Source organism: Sulfitobacter sp. S190 (genome assembly GCF_025141935.1).
In the GTDB taxonomy this organism is placed as follows: domain Bacteria; phylum Pseudomonadota; class Alphaproteobacteria; order Rhodobacterales; family Rhodobacteraceae; genus Sulfitobacter.
Window position 1 is genome coordinate 966,256 of record NZ_CP081120.1, and the last position, 24,769, is coordinate 991,024.

The window sequence follows — 24,769 nt, forward strand, 5'->3', positions numbered from 1 at the left end:
TTGCGCATCGGGGTGCAGGCTCTAGTCTGGGGCGCGCAGGTGTTTGGACGGGGAACCACGCGGTGGGCATAGTTTATTTGGTCGGTTGCGTCCTTCTGGCGATACCGGTGTCGATTGTCATCCTGTTTATCAGGCAGGGAAAATTCCACCAGCGTCTTGAGCAATCCGATAGCATAATCAATGCCTTGCGCGCCGAAGTTGTGGCGTTGCGTGAAGGGTCATTGGGCGCTTCGGAGCGCGATGACATCGCCCCGTCGCAGGAACAAGCCCCCGCCGTCGAGGAGGCGCCCGCGCCAGCACTGCGGGCCGAAGAGGCTGGCGGTTCCGATGCGGTCGCAAGCGGCCCGCCGCCGGTGCCAACCGCCGCGCCCGTCATGAACCCCGCGCCGGAGCCGGTGCGCCCCAGCCCCGTTGCCGATGCGCTGGCCGCCTTTGGCCCGTGGCTGCAGCAGAACTGGTTTTACGCGGTATCGGCCCTGTCACTGGCGCTGGCGGGTATTTTCCTCGTCCAGTACGGCATGGAAAACGGCCTGTTGCCGCCAGCCGCGCGGGTCGCCGCGGCGTTGGCCTTCGGGGCGGCGCTGATCGGGGCGGGCGAATTTATCCGCCGCCGGTTCGGCGATGGAGAGGACATGCGCACGGCCTATCTGCCATCGGTGTTCAGTGGGGCTGGGATCGTGACGCTGTTTGCTGGGGTTCTGTCGGCGCGGATGCTGTATGAGCTGATCGGCCCGAATGCGGCGATGATCGGGATGGTGGCGGTGGCGCTTGTCGCGCTGGTGATGGGATGGTTCCACGGCCCGCTTCTGGTGGCGGTGGGGGTGATCGGCGCGTATGGCGCGCCGATCGTGCTGGAGAGTTCGAATTCCGACGCGAGCCCGTTGCTGATGTATTTCGCAATCATCGCGGCGCTGGGGCTGGGTGTGGACACGGTGCGGCGCTGGGGCTGGATCTCGGCGCTGACGCTGGTGCTGGCTTATATGATGGGCGCGCTGCTGGCGCTGACGTTGCCGCGGGCGAGCCAGTGGACCGGCATCGTGTATTTCGTGGCGCTGGCGGTGATGGCGATCCTGATCCCGGCGCGGGGGCTGCGGCCCGATCATGGCGGACCGGTCGTCAGTGCGGGCCTGATCGCGCGGGTGGCGTTCCCGGCGACCGAGCGGCGCGGGATGTGGCCGCAGTTTCCCACGATCATGGCGTTTATGTCGGTGCTGGCGACCAGCGTGCTGATGTGGATATTCACGCTGCGCGACGCGGGCCAGAGCTGGCTTTTACTGATGGCGATGACGGGCCTGGCGGGGCTGCTGATTGTGTGGTCGCGCCGCGCACCCGCGCTTCAGGATCAGGCGCTTTTGCCGGTGGGGAGCCTTGTGGCGTGCATCGCGATCGAAGGGTTGGAGCGCGGCAGGCTCTTCCGCGATTTTGCGGGCACATACACCGATACCCCCGAGGCGGCGTTTCCCTTTACGGTGACGATCCTTGTGGGCTTTGGCGTGCTGCTGTCGGTGCTGGCCGCGTGGCGGTCACTTGCCGGAGGGGCGCTGGCGGTGTTCTGGGCGGCACTGGCCGCAGTGGCCGCGCCCGCCGTTGCCATCGTGATCGAAATGACATGGGCGCCGGGGCAGGTCATCGGTGTCTACCCCTGGGCGCTGCATGCGGCGGCATTATCGGCGCTGATGGTGGTTTCTGCGGAACGCTTTGCCCGCCGCGACGGTGAGGCCCGGCTGCGGGTCAGCTTTGTGGTGATGTCGGCGCTGTCGTCGATGGCCTTCGCCTTTGTGCTGATCTTTACGAATGTCGCACTGACGGTGGCCTTTGCGGTGACCGTGCTGGCCGCCGCGGCGCTGGACCGCAAGTGGCGGTTGCCGCAGTTGCAGGTGTTCATCGCGGTCGGTGTGGTGGTGCTGGGCTACAGGCTGGTCGTCGATCCGGGTCTTGATTTCGGCCTGACGGGGCCGCTGGCGGGGATGTTGCTGAGCTATGTCGGGACGCTTGCCGCGCTGTCGGGTGCGCTGTGGCTCTTGCGCGGGCTGTCGCGGCCATTGGCGCAGCTGATGCTCGACAGTGCGGCGTGGTCGACCGCCGGTATGACCCTGAGCCTGCTGATCTATCGCTGGATCAGCGCCGTCTATGACGTGGGGCGCACCGATACGCATTGGAGCCTGGGTTTGATGGCGGCGATCTGGTTCGGGCTGGCGCTGGCCCAGGTGCAGCGCACCGGCGGCCGGGTAGAGGGGCTGATGGACAAGATCCGCGCGGGACTGGCGGCGGTGTTCGGGTTCGTGGGCCTCGTGGCGCTGGTGCCGTCGCTGACGCAGCAGAACCCGCTGTTCAGCAGTGCGCCGCTCGACCATGTGCTGGGGCCGGTTCTGCTCAACTCGCTGGCGGCGGCCTATCTGCTGCCCGCGCTGGTGCTGGTGCTGGGGGCGTGGCGTTTGCGGCAGGTCGATCTGCGTCTGCGCAAAGCGCTTGTTGCGGCGGGCGGGGCGCTGGCGTTGTTCTGGCTGGCGATGGTTCTGCGCCATTTCTGGCAGGGCGGGGATGCCATGTCGCTGTCGGAGGGCATCGGCCAGCCGGAGCTCTATACCTATACGCTGGCGTTGCTGCTGGCGGGGGCGGGGCTGTTCTATCAGTCGCTGGCGCGCAGATCGCTGGTGATGCGGCGGGCCGGTCTGGTGGTGATCGGGCTGGCGGTGGCCAAGGTGTTCCTGATCGACATTTCGGGACTTGGCGGTTTGACCCGTGTCTTCAGCTTGCTGGTGTTGGGGCTGTCGCTGGCGGGGCTGGCGTGGCTCAACCGGTGGGCCGCCGAACGCGACGCGCCCGATGCCCCCGCGCCCGACCCGGGGCCGCCCGCGCCGGAGTAGTACCAAGACGCGCTTGCCCCCTTTGGGGCGGCGTCCTATAAGCGGGCCAAGATGACAGTCCGCCTGATCATACAGCGAATTATGTCCCCGGCGCTTGGTTGAACCCAAGCCGCCGGGCAAAGGTGCTTGAGCCCCATCGCACCGACCCCTCCCATAGACATGCGACAGACAAAGGACGCCCCTGATGTGCGCCGAAACACCCGACTATAAATCCACGTTGAACCTGCCCCAGACCGATTTCCCGATGCGCGCGGGCCTGCCCAAGCGCGAGCCCGCGTGGCTGGAGCGGTGGGAACGGATCGGTATCTACGACCGCCTGCGCGAAAAGACGGGGCGCACGCCCTTCACGCTGCACGATGGCCCGCCCTATGCCAACGGGCATCTGCACATCGGTCACGCGCTGAACAAGACGATCAAGGACATGATCGTGCGCAGCCACCAGATGATGGGATACGACGCGCGCTATATCCCCGGCTGGGACTGTCACGGGTTGCCCATCGAATGGAAGATCGAAGAGCAGTACCGCAAAAAGGGCCGCAACAAGGACGACGTGCCGATCAACGAATTTCGCGGGGAATGCCGCCAGTTCGCGGCCGGTTGGGTCGACGTGCAACGCGACGAGTTCAAGCGGCTGGGCATCACGGGCAACTGGGCGAACCCCTATCTGACGATGGATTTCCACGCCGAGCGGGTGATTGCCGAGGAATTCATGAAGTTCCTGATGAACGGCACGCTTTATCAGGGCTCCAAACCGGTGATGTGGTCGCCCATCGAGCAGACAGCACTTGCCGAGGCCGAGGTCGAGTATCACGACAAGGACAGCTTTACCATCTGGGTGAAGTTCGAGGTCTTGGGCGGCGGTGATCTGGAAGGCGCGAAGGTCGTGATCTGGACAACGACGCCCTGGACCATGCCGTCCAACAAGGCGGTCGTTTACGGAGAGGGCATTTCCTATGGTCTGTACGAGATCACGGCCACGCCGGAGGAGTGCTGGGCCTCGGTGGGCGACCGGTATCTGCTGGCCGATAATCTGGCGGCAGATGTCTTTGCCCGCGCCCGTCTGGAGGATGGTCAGTGGACCCGCCTGCGCGATGTGACCAACGACGAGCTGGCGCAGGTGAGCCTGAAACACCCGCTGCACGGCGCCGAGGGCAGCAATGGCGAGTGGGACGACATCCGTGATTTCCGGGCCGCGGAATTCGTGACCGACACCGAAGGCACAGGGTTTGTGCATTGCGCCCCGAGCCACGGGATGGAGGAATACGAGCTTTACCGCGATCTGGGCATGCTCCAGCAGGTCATCACCTACAATGTGACCGATGACGGGGGCTTTCGCGCCGATCTGCCGTTCTTTGGCGGCAAGCATATCCTGAGCCGCAAGGGCAAGGAGGGCGACGCCAACACCGCCGTGATCGACAAGCTGGTCGAGGTGGGCGGTCTGCTGGCGCGTGGCAAGATCAAGCACAGCTATCCGCACAGCTGGCGTTCCAAGGCGCCGGTGATCTATCGCAACACTCCGCAGTGGTTTGCCGCGATCGACAAGCCGGTCGGTGACGGGCAGGACCAGCATGGCACGACCATTCGCGAACGGGCCCTGACCGAGATCGACAACGTCAAGTGGACGCCCAAATCAGGCCGCAACCGCCTGCATTCGATGATGGAAGCGCGCCCCGATTGGGTGCTGTCGCGCCAGCGGGCGTGGGGCGTGCCGCTGACCTGCTTTACCAAGCGCGGGGCGTTGCCGACGGATGAGGATTATCTGCTGCGCCATCCGGAAGTGAATGCCCGCATCACCGAAGCCTTCGAGGCCGAAGGGGCGGACGCGTGGTACGAAGAGGGCGCCAAGGCGCGGTTCCTCGACGGTATCGTGGACCCGGACGCCTATGATCAGGTGATGGATATTCTTGATGTGTGGTTCGATTCAGGATCGACGCACGCGTTTACCCTGCGCGACCGCGAGGACGGGTCCGACGACGGGATTGCGGATGTCTATATGGAAGGCACCGACCAGCACCGCGGGTGGTTCCATTCGTCGCTGCTGCAGTCGTGCGGGACCTACGGGCGTGCGCCCTATCGGCAGGTGGTGACGCATGGGTTCACGCTGGACCAGAAGGGCATGAAGATGTCCAAGTCCATCGGCAATACCATCGTGCCCGAAGAAATCGTCAAGCAGTACGGGGCCGACATCCTGCGCCTGTGGGTGGCGCAGGCGGATTACACCGCCGATCAGCGCATCGGGCCGGAAATCCTCAAGGGTGTGGCCGACAGCTATCGGCGGTTGCGCAACACCATGCGCTATATGCTGGGCGCGCTGGGCGATTTCACCGAAGCCGACCGGGTGGATGCCGCGCAGATGCCCGAGTTGGAGCGTTGGGTGCTGCACCGTCTGGCGGAGCTGGACGGCATTGTGCGCGAGGGCTACGCCCGGTTCGATTTTCAGGGCGTGTTCCAGGCGGTCTTCAATTTCGCCACGCTGGATCTGTCGGCCTTCTATTTCGATATCCGCAAGGACGCGCTTTATTGCGACGGTGACACATTGCGCCGCCGTGCCGCGCGGACGGTCATGGACCTGCTGTTCCACCGGCTGACAACGTGGCTGGCGCCGGTGCTGGTCTTCACGATGGAGGAGGTGTGGCTGGAGCGGTTCGACGGCGATGACGCATCTGTGCACCTGCAGGATATTCCCGCCACGCCGGATGGCTGGCTGGATGCGGAGCTGGCGGAAAAATGGGCGCGCATCCGGGCCGCGCGCCGTGTGGTGACAGCGGCACTCGAGGTGCAGCGTACCGACAAGGTGATCGGCGCGTCGCTCGAGGCGGCACCGATCGTGTATGTCGAGGATGCCGAGCAACGCCGCGCGCTGGAAGACGTCTCCTTTGAGGATGTGAGCATCACCAGCCAGATTTCCGTGACTGGCGATGCCGCCCCCGCCGACGCATTCCGACTGCCCGAAATCGAGGGCGTCGCGGTGATTTTCGAAAAGGCGGACGGGGCCAAGTGCGAACGCTGCTGGAAAGTGCTGCCGGATGTGGGCACGCATGCCAACCCGGGCGTCTGCAGCCGCTGTGACGCGGCGGTCAGCGACGGCTGAGGTGACACAAGGCGGATCGGGCGTGGCACAATGCCCGATCCGCAATGCGCAGGTTTCGGATTGAGCGGGGCCGCGTGCTGCGCCATTCTGTGCGCATGAAACAGCGAAGCGTGCAAACCCGGTTCGGCGATCTGTGTCTTGGGGCACGTGACGGGGCCATTGTGCATCTGGGATGGGGCCGTGCGCCTGCCGAGGATGATGATCCGCTGCTTGACGCGGCTGCCGCGCAGCTGGCGGCTTATGACGCGGGGACGCTTGAGGCGTTTGATCTGCCGCTGCGGGTGGCGGGATCGGATTTCCAGCGGGCGGTGTGTGATGCGATGTGCGCAATTCCTTTCGGGCAGACCTGCACCTACGGAGATATCGCGAAGTCGCTGCGTGTGCCGGCGCAAGCCGTGGGGCAGGCCTGCGGCAGCAATCCGATCCCGATCATCATTCCGTGTCACCGCGTGATGGGGGCCAAGGGGCTGACCGGTTTTTCGGGGCGCGGCGGGGTCGAGACCAAGGTGACGTTGCTGCGCCACGAAGGCGGATTTCTGATCTAGTCCTTGGGGTCGAAGAACGCCTGCTGCACGATGCCTGCGAAGGTCAGGTACAGCGATGTCACGACAAGGCCCCACTGCGCCCAGCTTTCGGGATCAAAGTTCACCCAAGCCGCCCAACCGGCAAAGAAAACCCACGCCAATGCCATCGGCAGGGTCACGTTGCGCCAGCGTTCGGTGCGCACGGGGTGGACGAATTTCACCGGCATGAACATCGTGATCGACAAGAACATCACGAGGGCGAGGCTGACGTACCAGTCGAGGTTCAGAGCAAAGATCACCAGCACCAGCATGTTGAAGCAACCCGGAAAGCCCCAGAAGGAATTGTCTTTTGTTTTCATGCGGGTGTCGCAGAAATACATGGCGGAGGCGAAGGTGACGATGATGATCATCAGCCAGCCTGACCATCCGTCCATCAGGCCCGATTTGAAAAGTGCAAAGGCGGGGATGAAGACGTAAGTGAGATAGTCGATGATCAGATCGAGCAGCACGCCGTCGAATTGCGGGGCGTTGGTTTTCACATCGTATTTGCGGGCGAGCGGGCCGTCGATGCCGTCCACGAAAAAGGCCACGACGAGCCACAAAAACATCATGTCATAGCGCGCATCGACCGCGGCAAGCATCGCCAGCATGGCAAAGACGGCGCCGGTGGCGGTGAAAAGATGAACGGCGAGTGCTTTGTTCTGCAATGTCATGCGCCTGTGTCGCAAATCGACCGCCGGGATGCAAAAGAAAACAGTGCCGCGGCGTGGCGGATCATGCTTTGGGGTGGGCGCGGTTGTATACTTCCATCAGGCGGACGGTATCGACGGCCGTATAGGCCTGAGTGGTGGACAGGGACGCGTGGCCCAGCAGTTCCTGTATCGCGCGCAGATCACCGCCTGCGTCCAGCAGATGTGTGGCAAAGCTGTGCCGCATGGCATGCGGCGTGGCGCTGGCCGGCAGGCCCAACTGCATCCGCGCGTTTGCCATGACCGCCTGTATCGCGCGCGCGGCGAGTGGGCCGCCGCGGATCGCACGGAACAGCGGTTCCTGCGGGTTCAGCGCATGCGGGCAGGCGGACCGGTAGCTTTCGACAGCGGCGCGGGCAGCGGGCAACACCGGCACGAGCCGTTCTTTGCCGCCTTTGCCCAGAATGCGCAGGCTGTCGGGCAGTGGCGCATCGCGGCCCAGCAGGCCAAGTGCTTCGGAAATCCGCAGGCCGCAGCCCCATAAGAGTGTCAGAACGGCCACGTCGCGGGCGCCGATCCACGGCGCCTTGCCCTGGGTGGCGACGCAATCGATCAGCTCGCGGGCGGCATCCACGGCGAGCGGGCGGGGCAGCTTCTGGGTGAATTTCGGCGCGCGCGTCGACAGCACGGCGGTCGGCTCAAACTCCTCACGCTCGGCCAGCCACCGGTAGAACGCCTTTACCGCGGAAAGTTTGCGCGCCAGCGACCGCGATCCGGTGCCACCGCTGCGGCAGTTGGCCATCCACGCGCGCATGTCGCTGACAGTGATCGTGGCCAGCGCGCCCAGACCCTGCTGTCCGCCGTGGTGGACAGCCATGAATGCCAGAAAATCGGTGACGTCGCCCTGATAGGCGGTCAATGTGTTGGCGGCCGCGCCTTTGAGAGCGCGCTGGTGGGCCAGCCAGTTTTGCAGCGCGTCGCGGGCCGCGGCGCTGATCGCGAGCGTATCGGTCTGCCCGCTCAAGACAGCCAGCGGCGCATCGCGCGCTCGAACACACCGGTGAAAAACACAAGCAGGTCGGTGCCCTGTTGGGGGCCGAACATATGCGGATCCTCGGCGCCCAGCACCAGCATCCCCGGCAGGCGGCCCGCGCCGAAGTCGAGCTTGAGGCACGCCTCGGAGCGGATCCATTCGGCATTGGGGCCATAAACCGCGTCAGAGGCATCCTGCACGCTGCGCAGGGTCACTTGGCGCACCGTGCCGCCGCGGCCCTGTGTCAGGTAGCTGTCGATGAACCCCGGTTCGGCCACGTTCAGCACCTCGCCCAGCCGTTGCACGGCCGGATCGCTGTCGTTCTGTACCGATTCGAGCACCAGTTTGACGGCATCGACCCTGAGAATTTCGGCCACGTCGCCGCCCAGATCGCGCAGGAAACTTTCGAATTCGACAGGGTCAAGCATGCGCAGGATTGCGCGGTGTATCTGGTTGGTGCCTGCGAGGTTTTCGTAGGCGGCGGCGATGACACTGCGGTGCGTGTCCTCGAGCCGGTCAAGCCGGGTTTCGAGCCGTTCCATCGCGATCCCGCGCAGATCGACGATGTTGCCGCCCATCGCCTTTTCGTTGGCCGCAATGAGGGCCTGCATCACATCGGTATCGTCGAGGATGACATCTGGTTGCGAAATGATCGCCTCGCGCAGGGCGTCTTCAATCTTCGGGCTGCTGCTCATGCTGCTCTCGGTCATTTTTGTTTTGCGGACCTTAGCAAGGTCGCGATGCGATTGCTGCCATTAATTGAGGGCAGGCGGGATATTTTCAGGGGCGTTGCACAAAGCCCGCGTCACCCCGCCCGCAGGGCTGCTGCCGCTTCGCCGCGTTTGGCCTGAAGAACGCTTGCTGCGAGTTCAAGATTGTCTTTTTCGAGCGGTTTGTTCACGTAGGCGCGCACAACATCGAAGGAGGCGGCGCGGGCCTGATCCTTGGGATTGAGCGAGGTTGTGAGCATGATGACCACCGACGCGCTGAAGCGTTCGCCAAGCCTTTCGCAGGCCGCTTCGAGGAATTCGAAACCGGTCATGCGGGGCATGTTGATGTCGAGCAGGATAAGATCGACGGCGGGGCTGTCGGGATCGAGCAGATATTCGAGCGCCTGTTCGGCGTAGGTGAAGCCGACGATGCTTTCGGTCATGCCGGAGCGTTCGAGGATGCGGCGATACATCATTTGGTCGATGCGTTCATCGTCGACCAGCATCACGTGGCCCAGGGGGGTATCTGTCATTATGCGGCGTTCCTTTCAGATCCTTCGGACGTGTCTTTGAGAATGGGTTGGTTGAGGGTGACGCGCACGGTCGTGCCTGCGCCAAGCCCGGATATGATTTCGATGTCTCCGCCGTGATTGTCGGCGATCCGGCGGCACGTGGTCAGGCCCAGACCGGTACCGGGATAGGTTTCGCGCACGTGCAGCCGCTGGAATAGCCCAAAGACACGGTCATGGTTGGCCGGGTCGATCCCGATGCCGTTGTCGCGCACGGTGATCACGACACCCTGGCGGTCGATGGTCGGGCAGAACCCGACGTGCATATCTGGCGTTGCCCCGTCAGCCTGAAACTTGATCGCGTTGGACAGCAGGTTTTGCAACAAGATCTCGACCTGCCGTTTGTAGCCGAAATAGCTGCAGGTCTGGCCGAGTGTCAGCTGCGCGCCGCTGTCCGAAATGCGGGGGGCCAACGTGTCCTGCACGGCCTCGAACACGGCGCGGGCCTCGAAGGTTTCGGGTTCGGCGCGGTGATCGGTTGCCCATGAATATTCCAGTACGTCCTCGATCAGGTCGCTCATCCGGCTGACCGCGCCGATCGCGTGGGACAGCAGTTCACGGCCATCCGCGTCCAGCGCCTGCGCGTGCGACGTGTCGATTTCATTGAGCAGAAGGTGGATCGTGTTGGCGGGTGATTTCATGTCGTGCGACACCGAATAGGTGAAATCGGCCTGCTCGAAGCGCAGTCTCTCGCTTTCTGTCCACGCCTCGCGCAGGCGGGTCCGTTCGACCGTCAGGTCATGGTTTTTCTGCTCCAGTTCCCTGTTGGCCTGATCGAGCGCGGCGCGTGTATGCTCCAGCGCGGTATTGCGGCTTTCGAGTTGCGAGAACGTCCGGTGCAGCATCCGGTGGCCGGGCCGGAAGACAAAGACGATTTCGATGAGGATGATGCCGATGGCAATGAGAATGGAATAGGTCTCGAACCGCCGCAGCGCATCGAGACGGGCAACCGATGCGCTCTCGAACGCGGTGACGATGGCGTCGAGATCGCGCAGCAACCCGCCTGCTTCGATATCCTTGAGGGTTTGCAGGCTGCTGACGTCGCGGGGCCGCAAGAGGACCCGGCGCGCGTTTTCTATGTATTCCAGCACACGCGCGTTGAGCGAGGGGCCATTGCTGTCGTCGAAATAGAGCGATTTGATGTCCGCCGGCAGGTCGTCCCGGGCGACCAGCTTGCCGTGTGATCCTTCAAACAGGGAAATCGATGCTTCGAAATGGTCAATCGCGCGCAGCAGTTTCGCTTGTGTCTCCGTGGCGCGCTGACCGGTTTGGGTGCTGATTTCCTGCGCCAGATAGATGATCCGCTGGCTCAGCATGCGCTGGCGCCCGCTGACGTTGATGTCCTTGGCATCGGAGGCCAGATGCTGCGCCTCGATCTGGGTGAGGACAAGCGAGGAGGCAACGCTGGTGAACAGCAGCGCGATGGCCAGCAGGTAAAAGCCCATCAGACGGCGGATCACCTGACGGGTCTTGTTTGGCGCGTCCATGGGGGCGGCTATCTGGGGCATTGAGTGGCATCCTGTGAGGATCGTTGCGCCCAGCCTTAACCCCCAAGGATGAATGAATGCCTAAACCCGGCCCAACGAAAAAGACCCGGCGCGATGGCCGGGTCTTTGAGCGTGTTTGCCGCAGGTGGCGCAGTCAGAGGATCTTCTGACCCGTCTTGGCCCAATCGCTCATGAATTGTTCCAGACCCTTGTCCGTCAGCGGGTGGCTGGCCAGTTTCTTGATGACTTCGGGCGGCGCGGTCATGACATCGGCACCGATGCGGGCACATTCCTGCACGTGGTTCACCGAGCGGATCGAGGCGGCGAGGATCTGGGTGTCGAAGCCGTAGTTGTCGTAGACGGTGCGGATGTCCTCGATCAGGTCCATGCCATCGATGTTGATGTCATCCAGACGCCCGATAAACGGCGAGATGAACGTCGCGCCGGCCTTGGCGGCCAGAAGCGCCTGATTGGCCGAGAAGCACAGGGTAACGTTGACCATTTTGCCCTCGCCAGACAGCACTTTGCACGCCTTGAGCCCGTCCCACGTGAGCGGCAGCTTCACGGTGATGTTGTCGGCGATTTCGCCGAGTTTGCGGCCTTCGGCGATCATCGCGTCCGCTTCCATCGCGACCACTTCGGCAGAGACGGGACCGGAGACGATGTCACAGATTTCCTTGGTGACTTCGAGAATATCGCGGCCCGATTTGAGGATCAGCGAGGGGTTCGTGGTCACCCCGTCGACCATGCCCAGATCGTTGAGTTCGGAGATTGCAGGCACATCGGCCGTATCGACGAAAAATTTCATGGTGGTTTCCTTCCGGTGTTGGAATGGGTGCGCTGACCAAATATATCGGCCTTTGCTTTAGCGCATGATCTGCGATGCTTAAAGCCCTCAAACCGCCCATTGGCAGGAAGGCCGCCGTGTCCGAGCCCGAATTCTTTGACCATGGCACGCTGGTTGCCGTGCTGACGATACAACCGTTGGACCGGGCGCTGGATTACAAGGCGCCCGAGGGCGGTGTGCGCCGTGGTGCCTTTGTCGAGGTGCCGCTGGGGCCGCGCAAGGTGTTGGGGGTCGTGTGGGGGCCGGGACAGGGCGATTACGATTATGCCAAGGTCCGCCACGTGATCCGCGTGCTCGACACACCGCCGATGCGCGACGAGATGAAGGAGTTTCTGGAGCGGGCGGCGGCCTATACGCTGACCCCGCTGAGCGCGATGTTGCGTCTGGGCACGCGGGCGCCGGGGTTGGGCGATCCGCCGTCGATGCGCAAGGTCTACCGCCGCGGCGAAGGGCTGCCCGACCGGGTGACCGAGGCGCGTACCCGCGTGCTGGAGACGCTCGAGGAATACGGCACGCTGGCCTTCACGCTGCGGGAATTGGCGGAGATGGCGGGGGTCACCACATCGGTGGTCAAGGGGTTGGTCAAGCAGGGCATCGTGCGCGAGGAAGACAGCCCGCGCGACATGCCGTTCGCACGGTTGAACCCTGCATTGCCGGGAAAGGCGCTGACCGATGACCAGACTGCCGCCTCGGCGTCGCTGGCGCAGGGGGTCCGGTCGGAGCGGTACGGCACCACATTGCTGCGCGGCGTGACAGGATCGGGCAAGACCGAAGTTTACCTCGAAGCGGTGGCGGCGGCGTTGCGAGCGGGGCGGCAGGCGCTGGTGCTGTTGCCCGAAATCGCGCTGACGGCGGAATTCCTGACGCGGGTCGAGGAGCGGTTCGGGGCCAGGCCCGCCGAGTGGCATTCGGGCGCCACCATGACGGAGCGCCGCCGCATCTGGCGCATGGTGGGCGAGGGCAATGCCCAGCTGGTCATCGGCGCGCGATCGGCGTTGTTCCTGCCGTTCCAGAACCTCGGCCTGATCGTTGTCGACGAAGAACACGACACCTCCTACAAGCAGGAGGACGGCGTGCTGTACAATGCCCGCGACATGGCGGTTCTGCGGGCGTCGATCTGCGGGGCGCATGTGGTGCTGGCTTCGGCGACGCCCAGCCTCGAGAGCTGGGCCAACGCGCAGGCGGGCAAATACACCAAGCTGGAGCTTGCCTCGCGCTATGGTCCGGCGGTGATGCCGACCATGGGCACGATCGACATGCGCAACGAGGGGCTGAAGTCGGACCGCTGGGTGTCGCCGAGCCTGAAGGCGCAGGTCGACCGGCGGCTGGAGGCGGGCGAGCAGGCAATGTTGTTCATCAACCGGCGTGGCTATGCCCCGGTGACGCTGTGCCGGGCCTGCGGCAACCAGATCGGATGCGACCACTGTGACGCGCGGATGGTCGAGCACCGGTTCCTCAAGCGCCTGATCTGCCACCAGTGCGGCGAAAGCAAGCCGATGCCGGAAGCCTGCCCGTCCTGCGATGTCGAGGGCAAGCTGGCGGCAGTCGGTCCGGGTGTGGAGCGGTTGGGCGAGGAGGCCGCCGCGCTGTGGCCGGAGGCGCGGGTCGCGACGCTGTCGTCTGACATGTATGGATCGGCGCGCGCGCTCAAGGCCGAAATCGCGGGGATCGCGGAAGGGGCCGCCGACATCATCATCGGCACGCAGTTGGTGGCGAAAGGGCACAACTTTCCCAATCTGACGCTGGTGGGGGTGATCGATGCGGATCTGGGTCTGACGGGATCGGATTTGCGGGCGGCGGAGCGGACGTTCCAGTTGATGCGACAGGTGGCGGGCCGCGCGGGGCGCGCCGACAAGCCGGGCACGGCCCTGTTGCAGACCTACCAACCCGAGCATCCGGTGATCCGCGCCATTCTGGCGGGTCAGGAAGAACAGTTCTGGCAGGCCGAAGCCAAGGAGCGCGGTCAGGCGGGCATGCCGCCCTACGGACGTTTGGCCGGTATCATCCTGAGCGGGCCGGATGTGGCGGCCGTTTTTGATGCGGGCAACCAGCTGGCGCGCAATGACCGTGTGCTGCGCGATGTGGGTGCACAGGTCTTCGGACCCGCGCCCGCCCCGATCGCGCGGGTGCGCGGGCGTCACCGCGTGCGCCTGTTGGTCAAGGCCGATAAGAACGTGGCGCTGCAACCCGCGCTGGCGCGGTGGATCCGGCAGATCAAGCTCAAGGGAGACTTGCGGCTGGCCGTCGATATCGACCCGCAGAGTTTCTACTGACGCCGCGCGCCGCTCATGCGCGCGACGCGCATGTCGCCCCGCCCGCCGTCCCGATCCGCGCGTTCACGCACATGAGAGCTGCGCAGTTTGGTCTCGTCATTTGGGTGGTGCGGGCGTATGCCGGAGCCATGGTAGATTTTTTGCGCCTCGACGAAGCCAGGGACCAGCCGGTGTGGCGGCGGCCCAAGACGTTGCTGTTCGTGATGGCGCTGGCGATGCCGATTGCCTTTTCCACGTGGTACGCCCTGCTGAACAACTTCGTCAAAGAGGTGGCGGATTTCGACGGCGCGGATATCGGGCTTCTGCATACGATCCGCGAAATTCCCGGGTTTCTGAGTTTTCTGGTGATCTTTCTGATCATCGCCGTGCGCGAGCAGGTGCTGGGGCTGGTCTCGCTCATGCTGCTGGGGGCCGCGACGGCGGTCACGGCATGGTTCCCCGAACTGACCGGCATCATGATCCTGACCTTTCTCAGCTCGGTCGGGTTTCACTACTACGAGACGGTGAACCAGTCACTTCAGCTGCAATGGCTGCCCAAGGACCGCGCGCCGCAGATATTGGGCTGGCTGCTGGCGACGGGATCGGCCACGACATTCTGCGTATTCTTCGTGATCATGATCCTGTGGGAACCTTTGGGCCTGACCTATAACGGCGTGTTCATGGCGGGGGGCGGGATCACCATCGCGGTGGCCCTTTTTGCGCTGCTGGCCTTTCCGCAGTACGAAAGCCCGCACCCGCAGATCAAGCGGCTGGTGGTGCGCCGCCGCTACTGGCTGTATTATGCGCTGCAGTTCATGTCGGGCGCGCGCCGGCAGATATTCATGGTTTTCGCGGGCTTCATGATGGTCGAGAAGTTCGGCTTTCAGGTGCACGAGATCGCGGGCCTTTATCTGGTCAACCTGATGCTCAACATGCTGATTGCCCCGGTGCTGGGCAAGGTCGTGGCCCGCTTTGGCGAACGCAATGCGCTGATGTTCGAGTATGTCGGGCTGATCTGCGTTTTTCTGGCCTACGGCGGTGTCTATTTCTTCGACTGGAGTTTTCAGGTGGCGGCGGTGCTGTTCGTGCTGGACCATCTGTTCTTCGGGCTCGCGCTGGCGCTGAAAACCTATTTCCAGAAGATCGGAGCTCCCGGAGACATGGCACCGACCGCTGCAGTCGCCTTTACCATCAACCACATCGCTGCCGTTTTTCTGCCGGTTCTGCTGGGCCTTTTGTGGCTGGTGTCGCCGATGGGGGTGTTTCTGCTGGCGGCCGGTATGGCGGCGGTATCACTGATGCTGGCGACGTTGATCCCGCGGCACCCGGTGCCGGGCGCGGAGACCATATTTGCCGCGCGGGCCCCACAGGCAGCTGAATGAGCGCGCAGGGTCGGTTTCTGACGGGATCGACCATGGGCCATGTGGCGCGCATGACCGCAACGGGCGCGCTGGGCATCACCTTTGTCTTTGTGGTCGATGCGGCGAACCTTTTGTGGGTGTCGCAACTGGGCCAGCCGCAACTAGTGGCCGCGATCGGCTTTGCCTATGCGGTGCAGTTCTTTTCGGTATCGGTGGCGGTGGGATTGATGATCGCGGCCACCGCGGTGGTGTCGCGCAGCATAGGCGAGGGGGACCGCCCCCGCGCGCGCAGACAGTCGGGGGCGGCTGTGCTGATTGCGGCCAGCGCGCTTGCAGTGGTTGCAGCGTTGATCGTGATCCTGCGCCACAAACTGGTGGGCTGGGCGGGCGCCGAGGGGGAAACGGCGCGGTTGGCCGCGCGCTATCTTGCCATCACGGTGCCGTCGCTGGTCCCGATGTCGGCGGCGCTGGTGATGTCGGGGACCTTGCGGGCCGATGGCTACGGGGCAAAGGCGATGTATGTCACGCTCTCGGCGGGGCTGGTGTTGTTGCTGATCGATCCGGTGCTCATCTTCTATCTGGGCTGGGGGCTTGACGGTGCGGCGATCGGGCTGGTGCTGTTCCGGTGCTGCCTGCTGGTGCTGGCGTTCCATTTCGCGGTGACACAGCTGAACCTTGTGGACCGTCCACGCCTGCGCACCCTGCGCAACATCGGGGGCCCGTTTGTGGCCATTGCCGTGCCTGCCGTCGCCACACAGATGAGCACACCGGTCGGAAACTACCTGCTGACCATCGTCATGGCGCCGTTCGGGGATGACGCGGTGGCGGCATGGGCGGTGGTCGGGCGGCTGACGGTGGTTGTGTTCGGAGGCATCTTTGCGCTGTCGGGTGCGATCGGGGGGATATTTGGCCAGAATTTTGGCGCAGGACAGATGGACCGCGTGCGCGACACCTACCGCGATGCGCTGCTGTTCTGTCTGGCCTACACATTGGTGGCGTGGGGGCTTTTTGTGCTGTGCGTCCCCTATATCATCACTGCCTTCGATCTGAGCGGGCAGGGCGCGCAGATATTGCAGGCCTTTGCCACGATCGGGGTGGGTGGCTTTATCTTCTTCGGGGCGCTGTTTGTATCGAATGCGGCATTCAACAATCTGGGGCGTCCGGGGCGGTCGACGCTCGTCAACTGGATCAAGGACGGGGTCTTGAGCTGGCCTGCGGCAGTTTGGCTGTCGGGGATATTCGGCGCGGCCGGCGTGATTTACGGGCAGGCCGCTGCGGGTATTGCCGTGGGCGCGCTGTCGGCGCTCTGGGGATGGGTGTATATCCGGCGTTTGCAACCGGCGGACGCAGTTGCCCTTGACCCCGCGCCGCCGCGCCCCTACCCGAACCCCGACAGACACAGGAGCCGCTGATGCCGACCTTTACCGCCCTCACCACCCTCACGGGCCGCGACGCCGCTTACCGGCTGGGCGACGCGATGGAAACGCTTGATCCCGCACCGACGGGTGTGGGCGTTTTCGAGATGGAGGACGGATCGGGGCTTTGGGAGGTCGGCGGCTATTTCGAGGAGCATCCCGATGACACGGCGTTGACACTGCTGGCCACGGCGGTGGAGGCCAAGCCCTTCGTGATCAGCGAATTGCCCGAAACCGACTGGGTCGCGCATGTGCGCCGTGAACTGGCGCCGGTCGAAGCGGGCCGTTTCTTTGTCTACGGCAGCCATGACGCGGACAAGGTGCCGGGCGACTGCGAGCCGCTGTTGATCGAGGCTGCGATGGCATTCGGGACGGGCCACCACGGCACGACGCTGGGCTGTCTGCGGGCGTTGGACAGATTGGCGGGCGAAGGCTTTGTCGGGCGCCGCGTGGTTGACGTGGGCTGCGGGACGGCCGTGCTCGCCATGGGGGCAGCACGGATCTGGCCCGACACGGTGCTGGCGTCGGACATTGACGAGGTCGCGGTCGAGGTGGCGGCGGCCAATGTGGCGGCCAACGGGCTCGAGGGTCGGGTCGTCTGTGTCGAGGCCGCGGGCTTCGATCATCCGCAACTGGCGCAGGCCGCGCCTTTCGATCTGGTGTTTGCGAACATACTCAAGGGACCGTTGGTGGCACTGGCCCCCGATATGGCAGGCGCGATGCAGGACGAATCATACGCGATCCTGTCGGGGATCCTGAACGAGCAGGCCGACGAAGTGATCGAGGTTTATGCACGGGTCGGCATCAATCTGTATGACAGGCAAAGCATTGGTGACTGGACCACGCTAATCCTCAAAAAGACCGCCGCAGCGTGATTTGATATGACCCTCAAATAACCGCAAATGCGGCAGTTTCGCTGCATTTGCCCCAATTTTGCCACAATTCATTAGTACAAAATTTACTAACAGCGGTGGGGGCCGATTGTTGCAAGAAAGACCACTGCCATGGTTGAAACCAGAGAAAACTTCTCCGCCCGTCTGGATGGCCTCGGAGCCAAGCACAGACAGATGGTATCGCGCGGATATACCACCCGCGTCGACAAAAACGGCATCATCATCGCAAAGCCCAAACGTGCACGACTGCATATTCCCGCACGTGGTGTGATGCTTGCGGTTCTGGGCTTCTTCTTTTTCAAGGCGTTCATGCTGTCGGCTGCAGGGCCGGATGCCTACAATGAACGGCTGTCGTCGCTCGACACTGGCAATCCGGTTGCCGCGGTCGGGCTGGCGGTCATGTCGGTCGATCCGGTCACGCAAATGATTGCGGACAAAATGGGTCCCCTTTTCCGCTAATTTTAGACAAGATTAACGAGTACTGTATCGGTCAGGCCTGTGTACGTGGGCCCGATCGGCCAGAGTTGTTGCCGTGCCCTCGCAACAGGCACGAAAAAGGCCGCACCAATTACGGGTGCGGCCTTTTTGCATTGTCCGGTCGGCACCCTTCGATGGCGGGGGCCGCCGAAAGCTGCGCTTAGCGGATGAAAGTGCTGCGCGCGATTGCGTCGATATCGCCACGCTCCAGACCAATGTCGGAGAGTTCGCGGTCTGTCAGGGACGCGAGAACATCGCGTGTGATGCGGGCTTCGTTCCAGGCGATCAGCGCGGCGGCTTTGTCCGCGACGAAAGCAACAAAGCGGGAGGCGAAAGAAGCAACGCCGTAGGTGGTGCGGGTGGTGTCAAAAGCAGCCATTGTAGCCGTCCTTCTAAAATGCGTTCTGCCGCTCTTTGCGGCCTTGTGCTGCGCAATTAGGCACAATGCGAAGTCCTGACAACACATCAACTTGCATGTGTGGTCTGCGTTTTTTGCATAGCCGGAATGGGCGTATAAGGGTCTGAATTCATGAGATGTTTTCAAACCGTCGGTGGGCGCTCCTGCTCGCGCTCGCGTGAACGGATGACATGGTCTGAAGGGCATGTTGCATCCGCGACATAGGCCGCGTCGCTTTTGGGCATCGGGCGAAAAGGCTTGGGCAATGTTCGTGTTTCGTGCTACTGCGCGTCAAAAGCGAAAAAACGGACAGGTGGGCAATATGATACGGGTAATCGGCATTGATCCGGGGCTGCGCAACATGGGCTGGGGCGTCATCGATGTGGCGGGCAGCAAGTTGAGCCATGTCGCCAACGGCATTTGTCACACGACCACGGGTGTCGATCTGCCCGCGCGGTTGTTGTCGCTGCACGCACAGCTTTCCCGTGTCTTTTCTATTTATCGTCCACAGTCCGCTGCGGTGGAGCACACGTTTGTCAACAAGGACGGGGTGGCGACGCTCAAGCTGGGCCAGGCGCGGGGCATTGCGCTTTTGGTGCCTGCGCAGGCGGGGCTGGAGGTTGGCGAATATGCACCCAACGCCGTCAAGAAGACGGTGGTGGGCGTGGGCCATGCCGACAAAGGCCAGATTGCGCATATGGTGCGGATGCAGTTGCCCGGCGTCGATATCGAAGGCCCCGATGCCGCCGATGCGCTGGCCGTGGCCATCTGTCATGCCCATCACGGTGGTGCGTCGACATTGGCCGCCGCCGTTGCACGGGCCACGGCATGATCGGCAAGCTGACCGGCCGCATCGAGTACCGCAGCACCGATCACGTGCTGATCGACGTGCGAGGCGTCGGCTACCTTGTCTATTGTTCCGAGCGGACCCTTGCGGCGCTGCCCGGTGCGGGCGAGGCGGTTTCGCTCTATACGGACCTTCTGGTGCGCGAGGACCTGATGCAGTTGTTCGGCTTCACCACGCTGGTCGAGAAGGAATGGCACCGGTTGCTGACGTCCGTGCAGGGTGTGGGTGCGAAAGCGTCGCTTGCGATCCTTGGCACGCTGGGGCCGGACGGGGTGGGCCGTGCGATTGCGTTGGGCGACTGGAACGCGGTCAAGGCGGCCAAAGGGGTCGGTCCGAAGATCGCGCAGCGCGTCGTGCTGGACCTCAGGGACAAGGCGCCGGGCGTGATGGCGATGGGCGGCACGGTTGCGCAAGCCACGGGCGACGTGCCGGTCGAGGTGATCGAGACGGGTGTCTCCCCGAAGCCGAATGCGCAGCCTGCGTCCAACGCCAGCGCCCAGTCGGAGGCGCTGTCGGCGCTGTCGAACCTTGGCTATAGCCCGTCAGACGCGGCGGGCGCGGTGGCGCAGGCCGCGGGCGATGATCCGGCGGCCGGGACGACCGGTCTGATCCGTGCGGCGTTGAAACTGCTTGCCCCCAAGGAGTAGGGTGGCGGGGAACGGGCGTCTGGCCCAGCTTGCGAGACATAGATGATTGACAGCGATCCCACTTTGCGGCCCGACCCGCTGCCCGAAGATCACGACCGCGCGCTGCGTCCGCAGATGCTGGACGAATTCGTGGGGCAGGCCGAGGCGCGGGCGAACCTAAAGGTCTTTATCCAGTCTGCGCGCCAGCGCGAAGAGGCGATGGATCACACGCTGTTTCACGGCCCGCCCGGTCTGGGCAAAACCACGCTTGCACAGATCATGGCCCGCGAATTGGGGGTCGGGTTCCGGATGACCTCGGGGCCGGTATTGGCCAAGGCGGGCGATCTGGCCGCGATCCTGACCAACCTCGAGGCCCGCGATGTGCTGTTTATCGACGAGATACACCGGCTCAACCCAGCCGTCGAAGAGGTGTTGTACCCGGCGATGGAGGATTTCGAGCTGGATCTGGTGATCGGCGAGGGTCCGGCAGCGCGCACGGTGCGCATCGAATTGCAGCCCTTCACGCTGGTGGGGGCCACAACGCGTATGGGATTGCTGACCACCCCGCTGCGCGACCGGTTCGGTATTCCGACGCGGTTGCAGTTCTATACCGAAGACGAGCTGTTCATCATTGTGGAGCGCAATGCCCGCAAGTTGGGGGCCCCGGCGGATGAGGGCGGCGCGCGCGAGATTGCCCGCCGTGCGCGTGGCACCCCGCGTATCGCGGGCCGCTTGCTGCGCAGGGTCGTCGATTTTGCCATCGTGGAAGGCGGCGGTCGTGTCACCAAGGCGTTGGCCGATATGGCGCTGACGCGTCTGGGTGTTGACCATCTGGGACTGGACGGTGCCGACCGGCGGTACCTGAGACTGATCGCGGAGCATTACCAGGGCGGCCCAGTGGGCATCGAGACGATGAGTGCTGCCCTATCGGAAAGCCGTGACGCGCTGGAAGAGGTGATCGAGCCGTTCCTGCTCCAGCAGGGGTTGATCCAGCGCACGCCGCGTGGACGGATGCTGGCGCCGCGGGCATGGAGCCATCTGGGCATGGAGCCGCCAAAGGCGCAGGTCGATCTGTTTGGCTAGGCGGGGTGATGAGTTTAGGGGCAAGGCGAAGCAGGGGCGCGCTGCGCACCCGCAGGCCGGAAGGACGACGAGATGGATGCAGGTCAGGTAGAGGCATTGTTTACACGCGCGGACGGGCAGTTTTTGTTCGCCCGCTGGGGCAGGCCGATCGCGCCGGTGGTTTTCGGGGTCGAGGATGCCACGCTGAACGTGGTGAAGGGTGCGCTGGAGGCTGTTGTGGCGCTGGCCGGTCACCAGATGGCGGAGACCGATCCGGAATTGGGATCGAACCTGATGATGTTCTTTTTTACCGATTGGGCGGAGTTGCCGCAGGTCCCCGGGATGGACCGTCTGGTGCCGGATCTCGGGCCGCTTGTCGAGAAGCTGCAATCGGTGGAGGCGAACCAGTACCGGTTTTTCCGCTTTGACGAGGCCGGTGCGATCAAGGCCTGTTTCGTGTTCCTGCGCATGGACCGGCATCTGCTGGATGTGCCTGCCGAGACACTGGCGTTGAGTCAGGTGGTCCAGTCGATGCTGCTGTGGTCGGATGCGGCCTTCAGGGACCAGTCGCCCCTCGCTGTGGCGGGAGAGAGGACGATCCTGCGCCCCGATGTGGCGGGGCTGATCCGTGCCGCCTATGATCCGGTCTTGCCGTCTGCGGCGACGGATGCCAGCCATGCCTTGCGCCTTTTTGCCCGGCTGCAGGCGGGTGGGGATGTGCAATGACCCACACCAAACGAATCCGCGTATACTACGAAGATACCGACATGGCGGGCATCGTGTATTACGCGAATTACTTGCGCTACATCGAGCGGGCGCGCAGCGATTGGGTGCGCGATGTCGGCATTGACCAGCTTGCGATGAAGGAGGCCGGGGTGGTGTTTGCCGTGCGCCGCGTGGAGGTGGACTACATTCTGCCCGCACGGTTCGACGATGTGTTGGAGGTGCGCACGGACCTCGAGAGTCTCGGACCAGCGCGGATGGTCATGGCGCAGCAGGTCTGGCGGGAGACGACACTGTTGCTCGAGGCGAAGGTGACGGTGGTGTGCATCGGGGCAGGTGGCAGACCCACCCGATTGCCAGCGGAACTTTGCCGTTTGCGCGCATAGCTTGGCGGGCTTTCGCAAACCGCTCGCTTTTTGCGTTGCCTTGCGTTAGATTCCCGTCAAAAGGCGCCTGAAACAGGCCCGACCGAGGCAGAGAGTAGAGCACTATTATGCAAGCAGCATTGTCCGCGGCCCTGTTGGGCGGCAATCTTTCCGTTTGGGGCATGTTTGCCCAGGCCACCCTGACGGTGAAACTGGTGATGATCATTCTGGTCATCGCCTCGTTCTGGTGCTGGTCCATCATCGTTCAGCGCATCATCCAGTATCGCGCCGCCCGCCGGGAGGCTGCGGAATTCGATCGCGCCTTCTGGTCGGGAGAGCCGCTTGACGGGTTGTTCGACCAGATCGGACCGGACCCGAGCGGCCCGTCGCAGCGTATTTTTGCCGCCGGCATGATGGAATGGCGCCGCTCGCACCGCGAGGATGGCGGATTGATCCCCGGTGCGACGGCACGGATTGACCGGTCGATGGATGTGGCCATCGCCAAGGAAGCGGAGCGGTTGCAGAAAGGTTTGCCGGTTCTGGCCACCACCGGATCGACGGCACCGTTCATCGGGCTTTTCGGAACGGTCATCGGCATCATGAACAGCTTTGTCGAGATCGCCGCGCAGCAGAACACCAATCTGGCCGTTGTCGCCCCCGGCATTGCCGAGGCGCTTTTGGCCACCGGAATCGGCCTGCTGGCCGCGATCCCTGCGGTGGTTTTCTACAACAAGCTCAACGCCGATAGTGAACGCATTCTGGGGGGCTACGAGGCCTTTGCCGATGAATTCGCGACCATCCTAAGCCGCCAGTTGGACAGCTGACATGGGCGCCGGTGTAATGCAGAAAAAGGGTGGGGGCGGCAGACGGCGCAGGCGTGGCGGTTCGGCCCAGCCGATGTCGGAAATCAACGTGACCCCGTTTGTCGATGTGATGCTGGTGTTGCTTATCATCTTCATGGTTGCGGCACCGCTTTTGACGGTGGGCGTGCCGGTCGAATTGCCCAAGACCGCCGCGCAGGCCCTGCCAAGCGAACAGGAAGAGCCGTTGACCGTCACGATCAGTGCCGATGGCGACGTGCAGATCATGACCTCGCCGACGCCCCGCGAAGAGCTGGTGTCAAAGCTGCGCGCCGTGGCGGCCGAGCGTGAGGGAGACCGGGTTTTCCTGCGCGCTGACGGATCGGTGCCTTACAGCGAGGTGATGCAGATCATGGGCGCGCTCAACGCGGGGGGCTTTACGAATATTGGCCTTGTCACCGACATCGGCGGGCCGACGCTGGATGGCAGCGGGGACTGATCCCATGTCCCGTTTGGTCAAGACAGGCAATATTGTATCCGGGGTGGGCCATGTCGGTGTCATCGGCTGGATCCTGTTTGGCGGATTGCTGAACCCCGAACCCGAGCCGGTCGAGGTGCAGGAGGTCGCGATGATCAGCGGCGCCGAATTTGATGCCCTTGTCGACAGCCAGCAGCAGCCACAGGAACTTGCGCCAGAGCCCGAAGTCGCCGCCCCTGATCCTGTCGAGGATGCGCCGGAGATTGCGGTTGCGCCCGAAGAACCTGTCGCGCCCGAGCCGGTGCCCGAACAGCCCGTGACACCGCCCACGCAGACGCCTGAAACACCCGCCGAGCCGAATGTGTCAGAGGCCGCGCCCGAATTGCCGGAGCCGCCCGCCGAGGTGACGGTTGACGATGCCCCTGTCGATGACACGCCCGTCGAGCGCCCCGCAGACACGGTTGCGCCGGACCCCAGCCCCCAGCCCCAACCCGAAACGCCGCAGGACATCGACACGCAGGAAGCCGTTGTTCCCGATGCGGCCGGCGAGGTCGAGCAGGACAGTCAGGACTCAACCGATACCCCCGAGGCCAGCGACCGCATCATAACCGAGGCCGCGCAGCCACCTGCATCGGCACCGACGACGTCGTTCCGCCCGCCCGCCCGCAGACCCACGCCACCCGCGCCCGCGACAGTTGCCGACGCGCCGCAGCCCGACACGCAGGAGCCGTCAAGCGACCCTGTCGACGATGCTGCCGTTCAGGCCGCGCTGGAGGCGGCGCTGTCCTCGGCGGATGCGGATGTGCCCACCGGGCCGCCGATGTCGTCCGGCGAGAAAGACGCGCTACGTCTTGCCGTGCAGGCGTGTTGGCTGGTTGATCCGGGCGCCAGCTGGGCGAGGACAACGGTGACGGTGGCAATGAGCATGACACAGGACGGCAGGGTGGTCGCCAACAGCATCCGCATGATCGCGAGCGAAGGCGGGGATGCGGCGCTTGCCGAGACAGCTTTCCAGGCCGCACGCCGTGCGATTTTGTTATGCGGCCGCGAAGGCTATCCTCTGCCGCCGGAAAAATATGGCCAGTGGAAAGACATCGAAATGACCTTCAACCCCGAACGGATGCGGATCCGGTGAATGGCGTCGGTGCGCCACGGGATGCGGTCTGGGCGGGCCTTTGCCATGGGAGAGCGGGCACAACTCTCCCCGTTGTGAAACGACACGGGCCGCGAAATAGTGCACAGTATAGCAACCCCGG

23 protein-coding genes are annotated in these 24,769 nt (G+C 63.8%); 16 read left to right on the forward strand and 7 right to left on the reverse strand.

Features of this window, described 5'->3' with window-relative positions:
- Positions 1-62 precede the first annotated feature (62 nt).
- The 3 genes from K3756_RS05075 (at position 63) to K3756_RS05085 (ending at position 6,503) form a co-directional block, all read left to right on the forward strand.
- A complete protein-coding gene (locus K3756_RS05075; protein WP_259991542.1) occupies positions 63-2,867 on the forward strand; it encodes a DUF2339 domain-containing protein in 2,805 nt (934 codons plus the stop codon).
- Positions 2,868-3,051: 184 nt separating this feature from the next.
- Complete coding sequence (ileS, locus tag K3756_RS05080; RefSeq protein WP_259991544.1) at positions 3,052-5,958, forward strand: isoleucine--tRNA ligase; 2,907 nt, start codon at positions 3,052-3,054, stop codon at positions 5,956-5,958.
- 95 nt (positions 5,959-6,053) lie between these two features.
- The gene (locus tag K3756_RS05085) at positions 6,054-6,503 is read left to right on the forward strand and encodes a methylated-DNA--[protein]-cysteine S-methyltransferase (protein ID WP_259991546.1); all 450 of its coding nucleotides are present in this window, start codon (positions 6,054-6,056) and stop codon (positions 6,501-6,503) included.
- Here the strand turns inward: K3756_RS05085 and K3756_RS05090 are convergent.
- The 6 genes from K3756_RS05090 to fsa all read right to left on the reverse strand — a co-directional run bounded on the left by K3756_RS05090 (position 6,500) and on the right by fsa (position 11,778).
- Positions 6,500-7,195 (reverse strand): phosphatidylcholine/phosphatidylserine synthase, encoded by a 696-nt coding sequence (locus K3756_RS05090; RefSeq protein ID WP_259991548.1) that lies wholly within the window; start codon positions 7,193-7,195, stop codon positions 6,500-6,502. The genes K3756_RS05085 and K3756_RS05090 overlap by 4 nt on opposite strands.
- Before the next feature lie 61 nt (positions 7,196-7,256).
- Positions 7,257-8,195: a tyrosine recombinase XerC gene (locus K3756_RS05095; protein WP_259991550.1), complete on the reverse strand. Its 939-nt coding sequence runs from the start codon at positions 8,193-8,195 to the stop codon at positions 7,257-7,259.
- Positions 8,192-8,899 (reverse strand): DUF484 family protein, encoded by a 708-nt coding sequence (locus K3756_RS05100; protein WP_259991553.1) that lies wholly within the window; start codon positions 8,897-8,899, stop codon positions 8,192-8,194. The genes K3756_RS05095 and K3756_RS05100 overlap by 4 nt, the downstream gene beginning before the upstream one ends.
- Positions 8,900-9,009: 110 nt before the next feature.
- Positions 9,010-9,447, reverse strand: coding sequence for a response regulator (locus K3756_RS05105; RefSeq protein ID WP_259991555.1), 438 nt, complete (start codon positions 9,445-9,447; stop codon positions 9,010-9,012).
- The gene (locus K3756_RS05110; RefSeq protein ID WP_259991556.1) at positions 9,447-10,991 is read right to left on the reverse strand and encodes an ATP-binding protein; all 1,545 of its coding nucleotides are present in this window, start codon (positions 10,989-10,991) and stop codon (positions 9,447-9,449) included. The genes K3756_RS05105 and K3756_RS05110 overlap by 1 nt, the downstream gene beginning before the upstream one ends.
- Before the next feature lie 133 nt (positions 10,992-11,124).
- Positions 11,125-11,778, reverse strand: a complete 654-nt coding sequence (gene fsa, locus K3756_RS05115) for a fructose-6-phosphate aldolase (protein ID WP_259991558.1) — start codon at positions 11,776-11,778, stop codon at positions 11,125-11,127.
- 74 nt (positions 11,779-11,852) lie between these two features.
- Here fsa and K3756_RS05120 point away from each other — a divergent pair, with 74 nt between their 5' ends.
- The 5 genes from K3756_RS05120 to K3756_RS05140 all read left to right on the forward strand — a co-directional run bounded on the left by K3756_RS05120 (position 11,853) and on the right by K3756_RS05140 (position 18,197).
- Positions 11,853-14,090 (forward strand): primosomal protein N', encoded by a 2,238-nt coding sequence (locus tag K3756_RS05120; RefSeq protein WP_259991560.1) that lies wholly within the window; start codon positions 11,853-11,855, stop codon positions 14,088-14,090.
- A gap of 128 nt (positions 14,091-14,218) precedes the next feature.
- Positions 14,219-15,451, forward strand: a complete 1,233-nt coding sequence (locus tag K3756_RS05125) for an MFS transporter (protein ID WP_259991562.1) — start codon at positions 14,219-14,221, stop codon at positions 15,449-15,451.
- Positions 15,448-16,842, forward strand: coding sequence for an MATE family efflux transporter (locus K3756_RS05130; RefSeq protein ID WP_259991564.1), 1,395 nt, complete (start codon positions 15,448-15,450; stop codon positions 16,840-16,842). The genes K3756_RS05125 and K3756_RS05130 overlap by 4 nt, the downstream gene beginning before the upstream one ends.
- Positions 16,842-17,720, forward strand: a complete 879-nt coding sequence (locus tag K3756_RS05135; protein WP_259991566.1) for a 50S ribosomal protein L11 methyltransferase — start codon at positions 16,842-16,844, stop codon at positions 17,718-17,720. The genes K3756_RS05130 and K3756_RS05135 overlap by 1 nt, the downstream gene beginning before the upstream one ends.
- A gap of 129 nt (positions 17,721-17,849) precedes the next feature.
- Complete coding sequence (locus K3756_RS05140) at positions 17,850-18,197, forward strand: hypothetical protein (protein ID WP_259991568.1); 348 nt, start codon at positions 17,850-17,852, stop codon at positions 18,195-18,197.
- Positions 18,198-18,375: 178 nt separating this feature from the next.
- Here the strand turns inward: K3756_RS05140 and K3756_RS05145 are convergent, their stop codons facing one another.
- Positions 18,376-18,594 carry a DUF1127 domain-containing protein gene (locus K3756_RS05145; RefSeq protein ID WP_259991570.1) on the reverse strand — a complete coding sequence of 73 codons (219 nt, stop codon included), beginning with the start codon at positions 18,592-18,594 and terminating at the stop codon, positions 18,376-18,378.
- Positions 18,595-18,937: 343 nt separating this feature from the next.
- On the opposite strand from K3756_RS05145, the gene ruvC reads away from it, so the two are divergent.
- The 8 genes from ruvC (at position 18,938) to K3756_RS05185 (ending at position 24,648) form a co-directional block, all read left to right on the forward strand.
- Entirely contained in the window at positions 18,938-19,444 is a 507-nt protein-coding gene (ruvC, locus tag K3756_RS05150; protein WP_259993488.1) for a crossover junction endodeoxyribonuclease RuvC, read from the forward strand.
- Entirely contained in the window at positions 19,441-20,106 is a 666-nt protein-coding gene (gene ruvA, locus K3756_RS05155; RefSeq protein WP_259991572.1) for a Holliday junction branch migration protein RuvA, read from the forward strand. Before ruvC ends, ruvA begins: the two co-directional genes overlap by 4 nt.
- A gap of 42 nt (positions 20,107-20,148) precedes the next feature.
- Positions 20,149-21,168: a Holliday junction branch migration DNA helicase RuvB gene (gene ruvB, locus K3756_RS05160; protein ID WP_259991574.1), complete on the forward strand. Its 1,020-nt coding sequence runs from the start codon at positions 20,149-20,151 to the stop codon at positions 21,166-21,168.
- 72 nt (positions 21,169-21,240) lie between these two features.
- Positions 21,241-21,873, forward strand: a complete 633-nt coding sequence (locus K3756_RS05165) for a hypothetical protein (RefSeq protein WP_259991576.1) — start codon at positions 21,241-21,243, stop codon at positions 21,871-21,873.
- Entirely contained in the window at positions 21,870-22,256 is a 387-nt protein-coding gene (ybgC, locus tag K3756_RS05170) for a tol-pal system-associated acyl-CoA thioesterase (protein ID WP_259991578.1), read from the forward strand. Before K3756_RS05165 ends, ybgC begins: the two co-directional genes overlap by 4 nt.
- Before the next feature lie 107 nt (positions 22,257-22,363).
- The gene (gene tolQ / locus K3756_RS05175; RefSeq protein WP_259991580.1) at positions 22,364-23,059 is read left to right on the forward strand and encodes a protein TolQ; all 696 of its coding nucleotides are present in this window, start codon (positions 22,364-22,366) and stop codon (positions 23,057-23,059) included.
- Position 23,060: 1 nt separating this feature from the next.
- Positions 23,061-23,534: a protein TolR gene (tolR, locus tag K3756_RS05180; RefSeq protein ID WP_259991582.1), complete on the forward strand. Its 474-nt coding sequence runs from the start codon at positions 23,061-23,063 to the stop codon at positions 23,532-23,534.
- A gap of 4 nt (positions 23,535-23,538) precedes the next feature.
- Entirely contained in the window at positions 23,539-24,648 is a 1,110-nt protein-coding gene (locus K3756_RS05185) for an energy transducer TonB (protein ID WP_259991584.1), read from the forward strand.
- Positions 24,649-24,769: the final 121 nt, after the last annotated feature.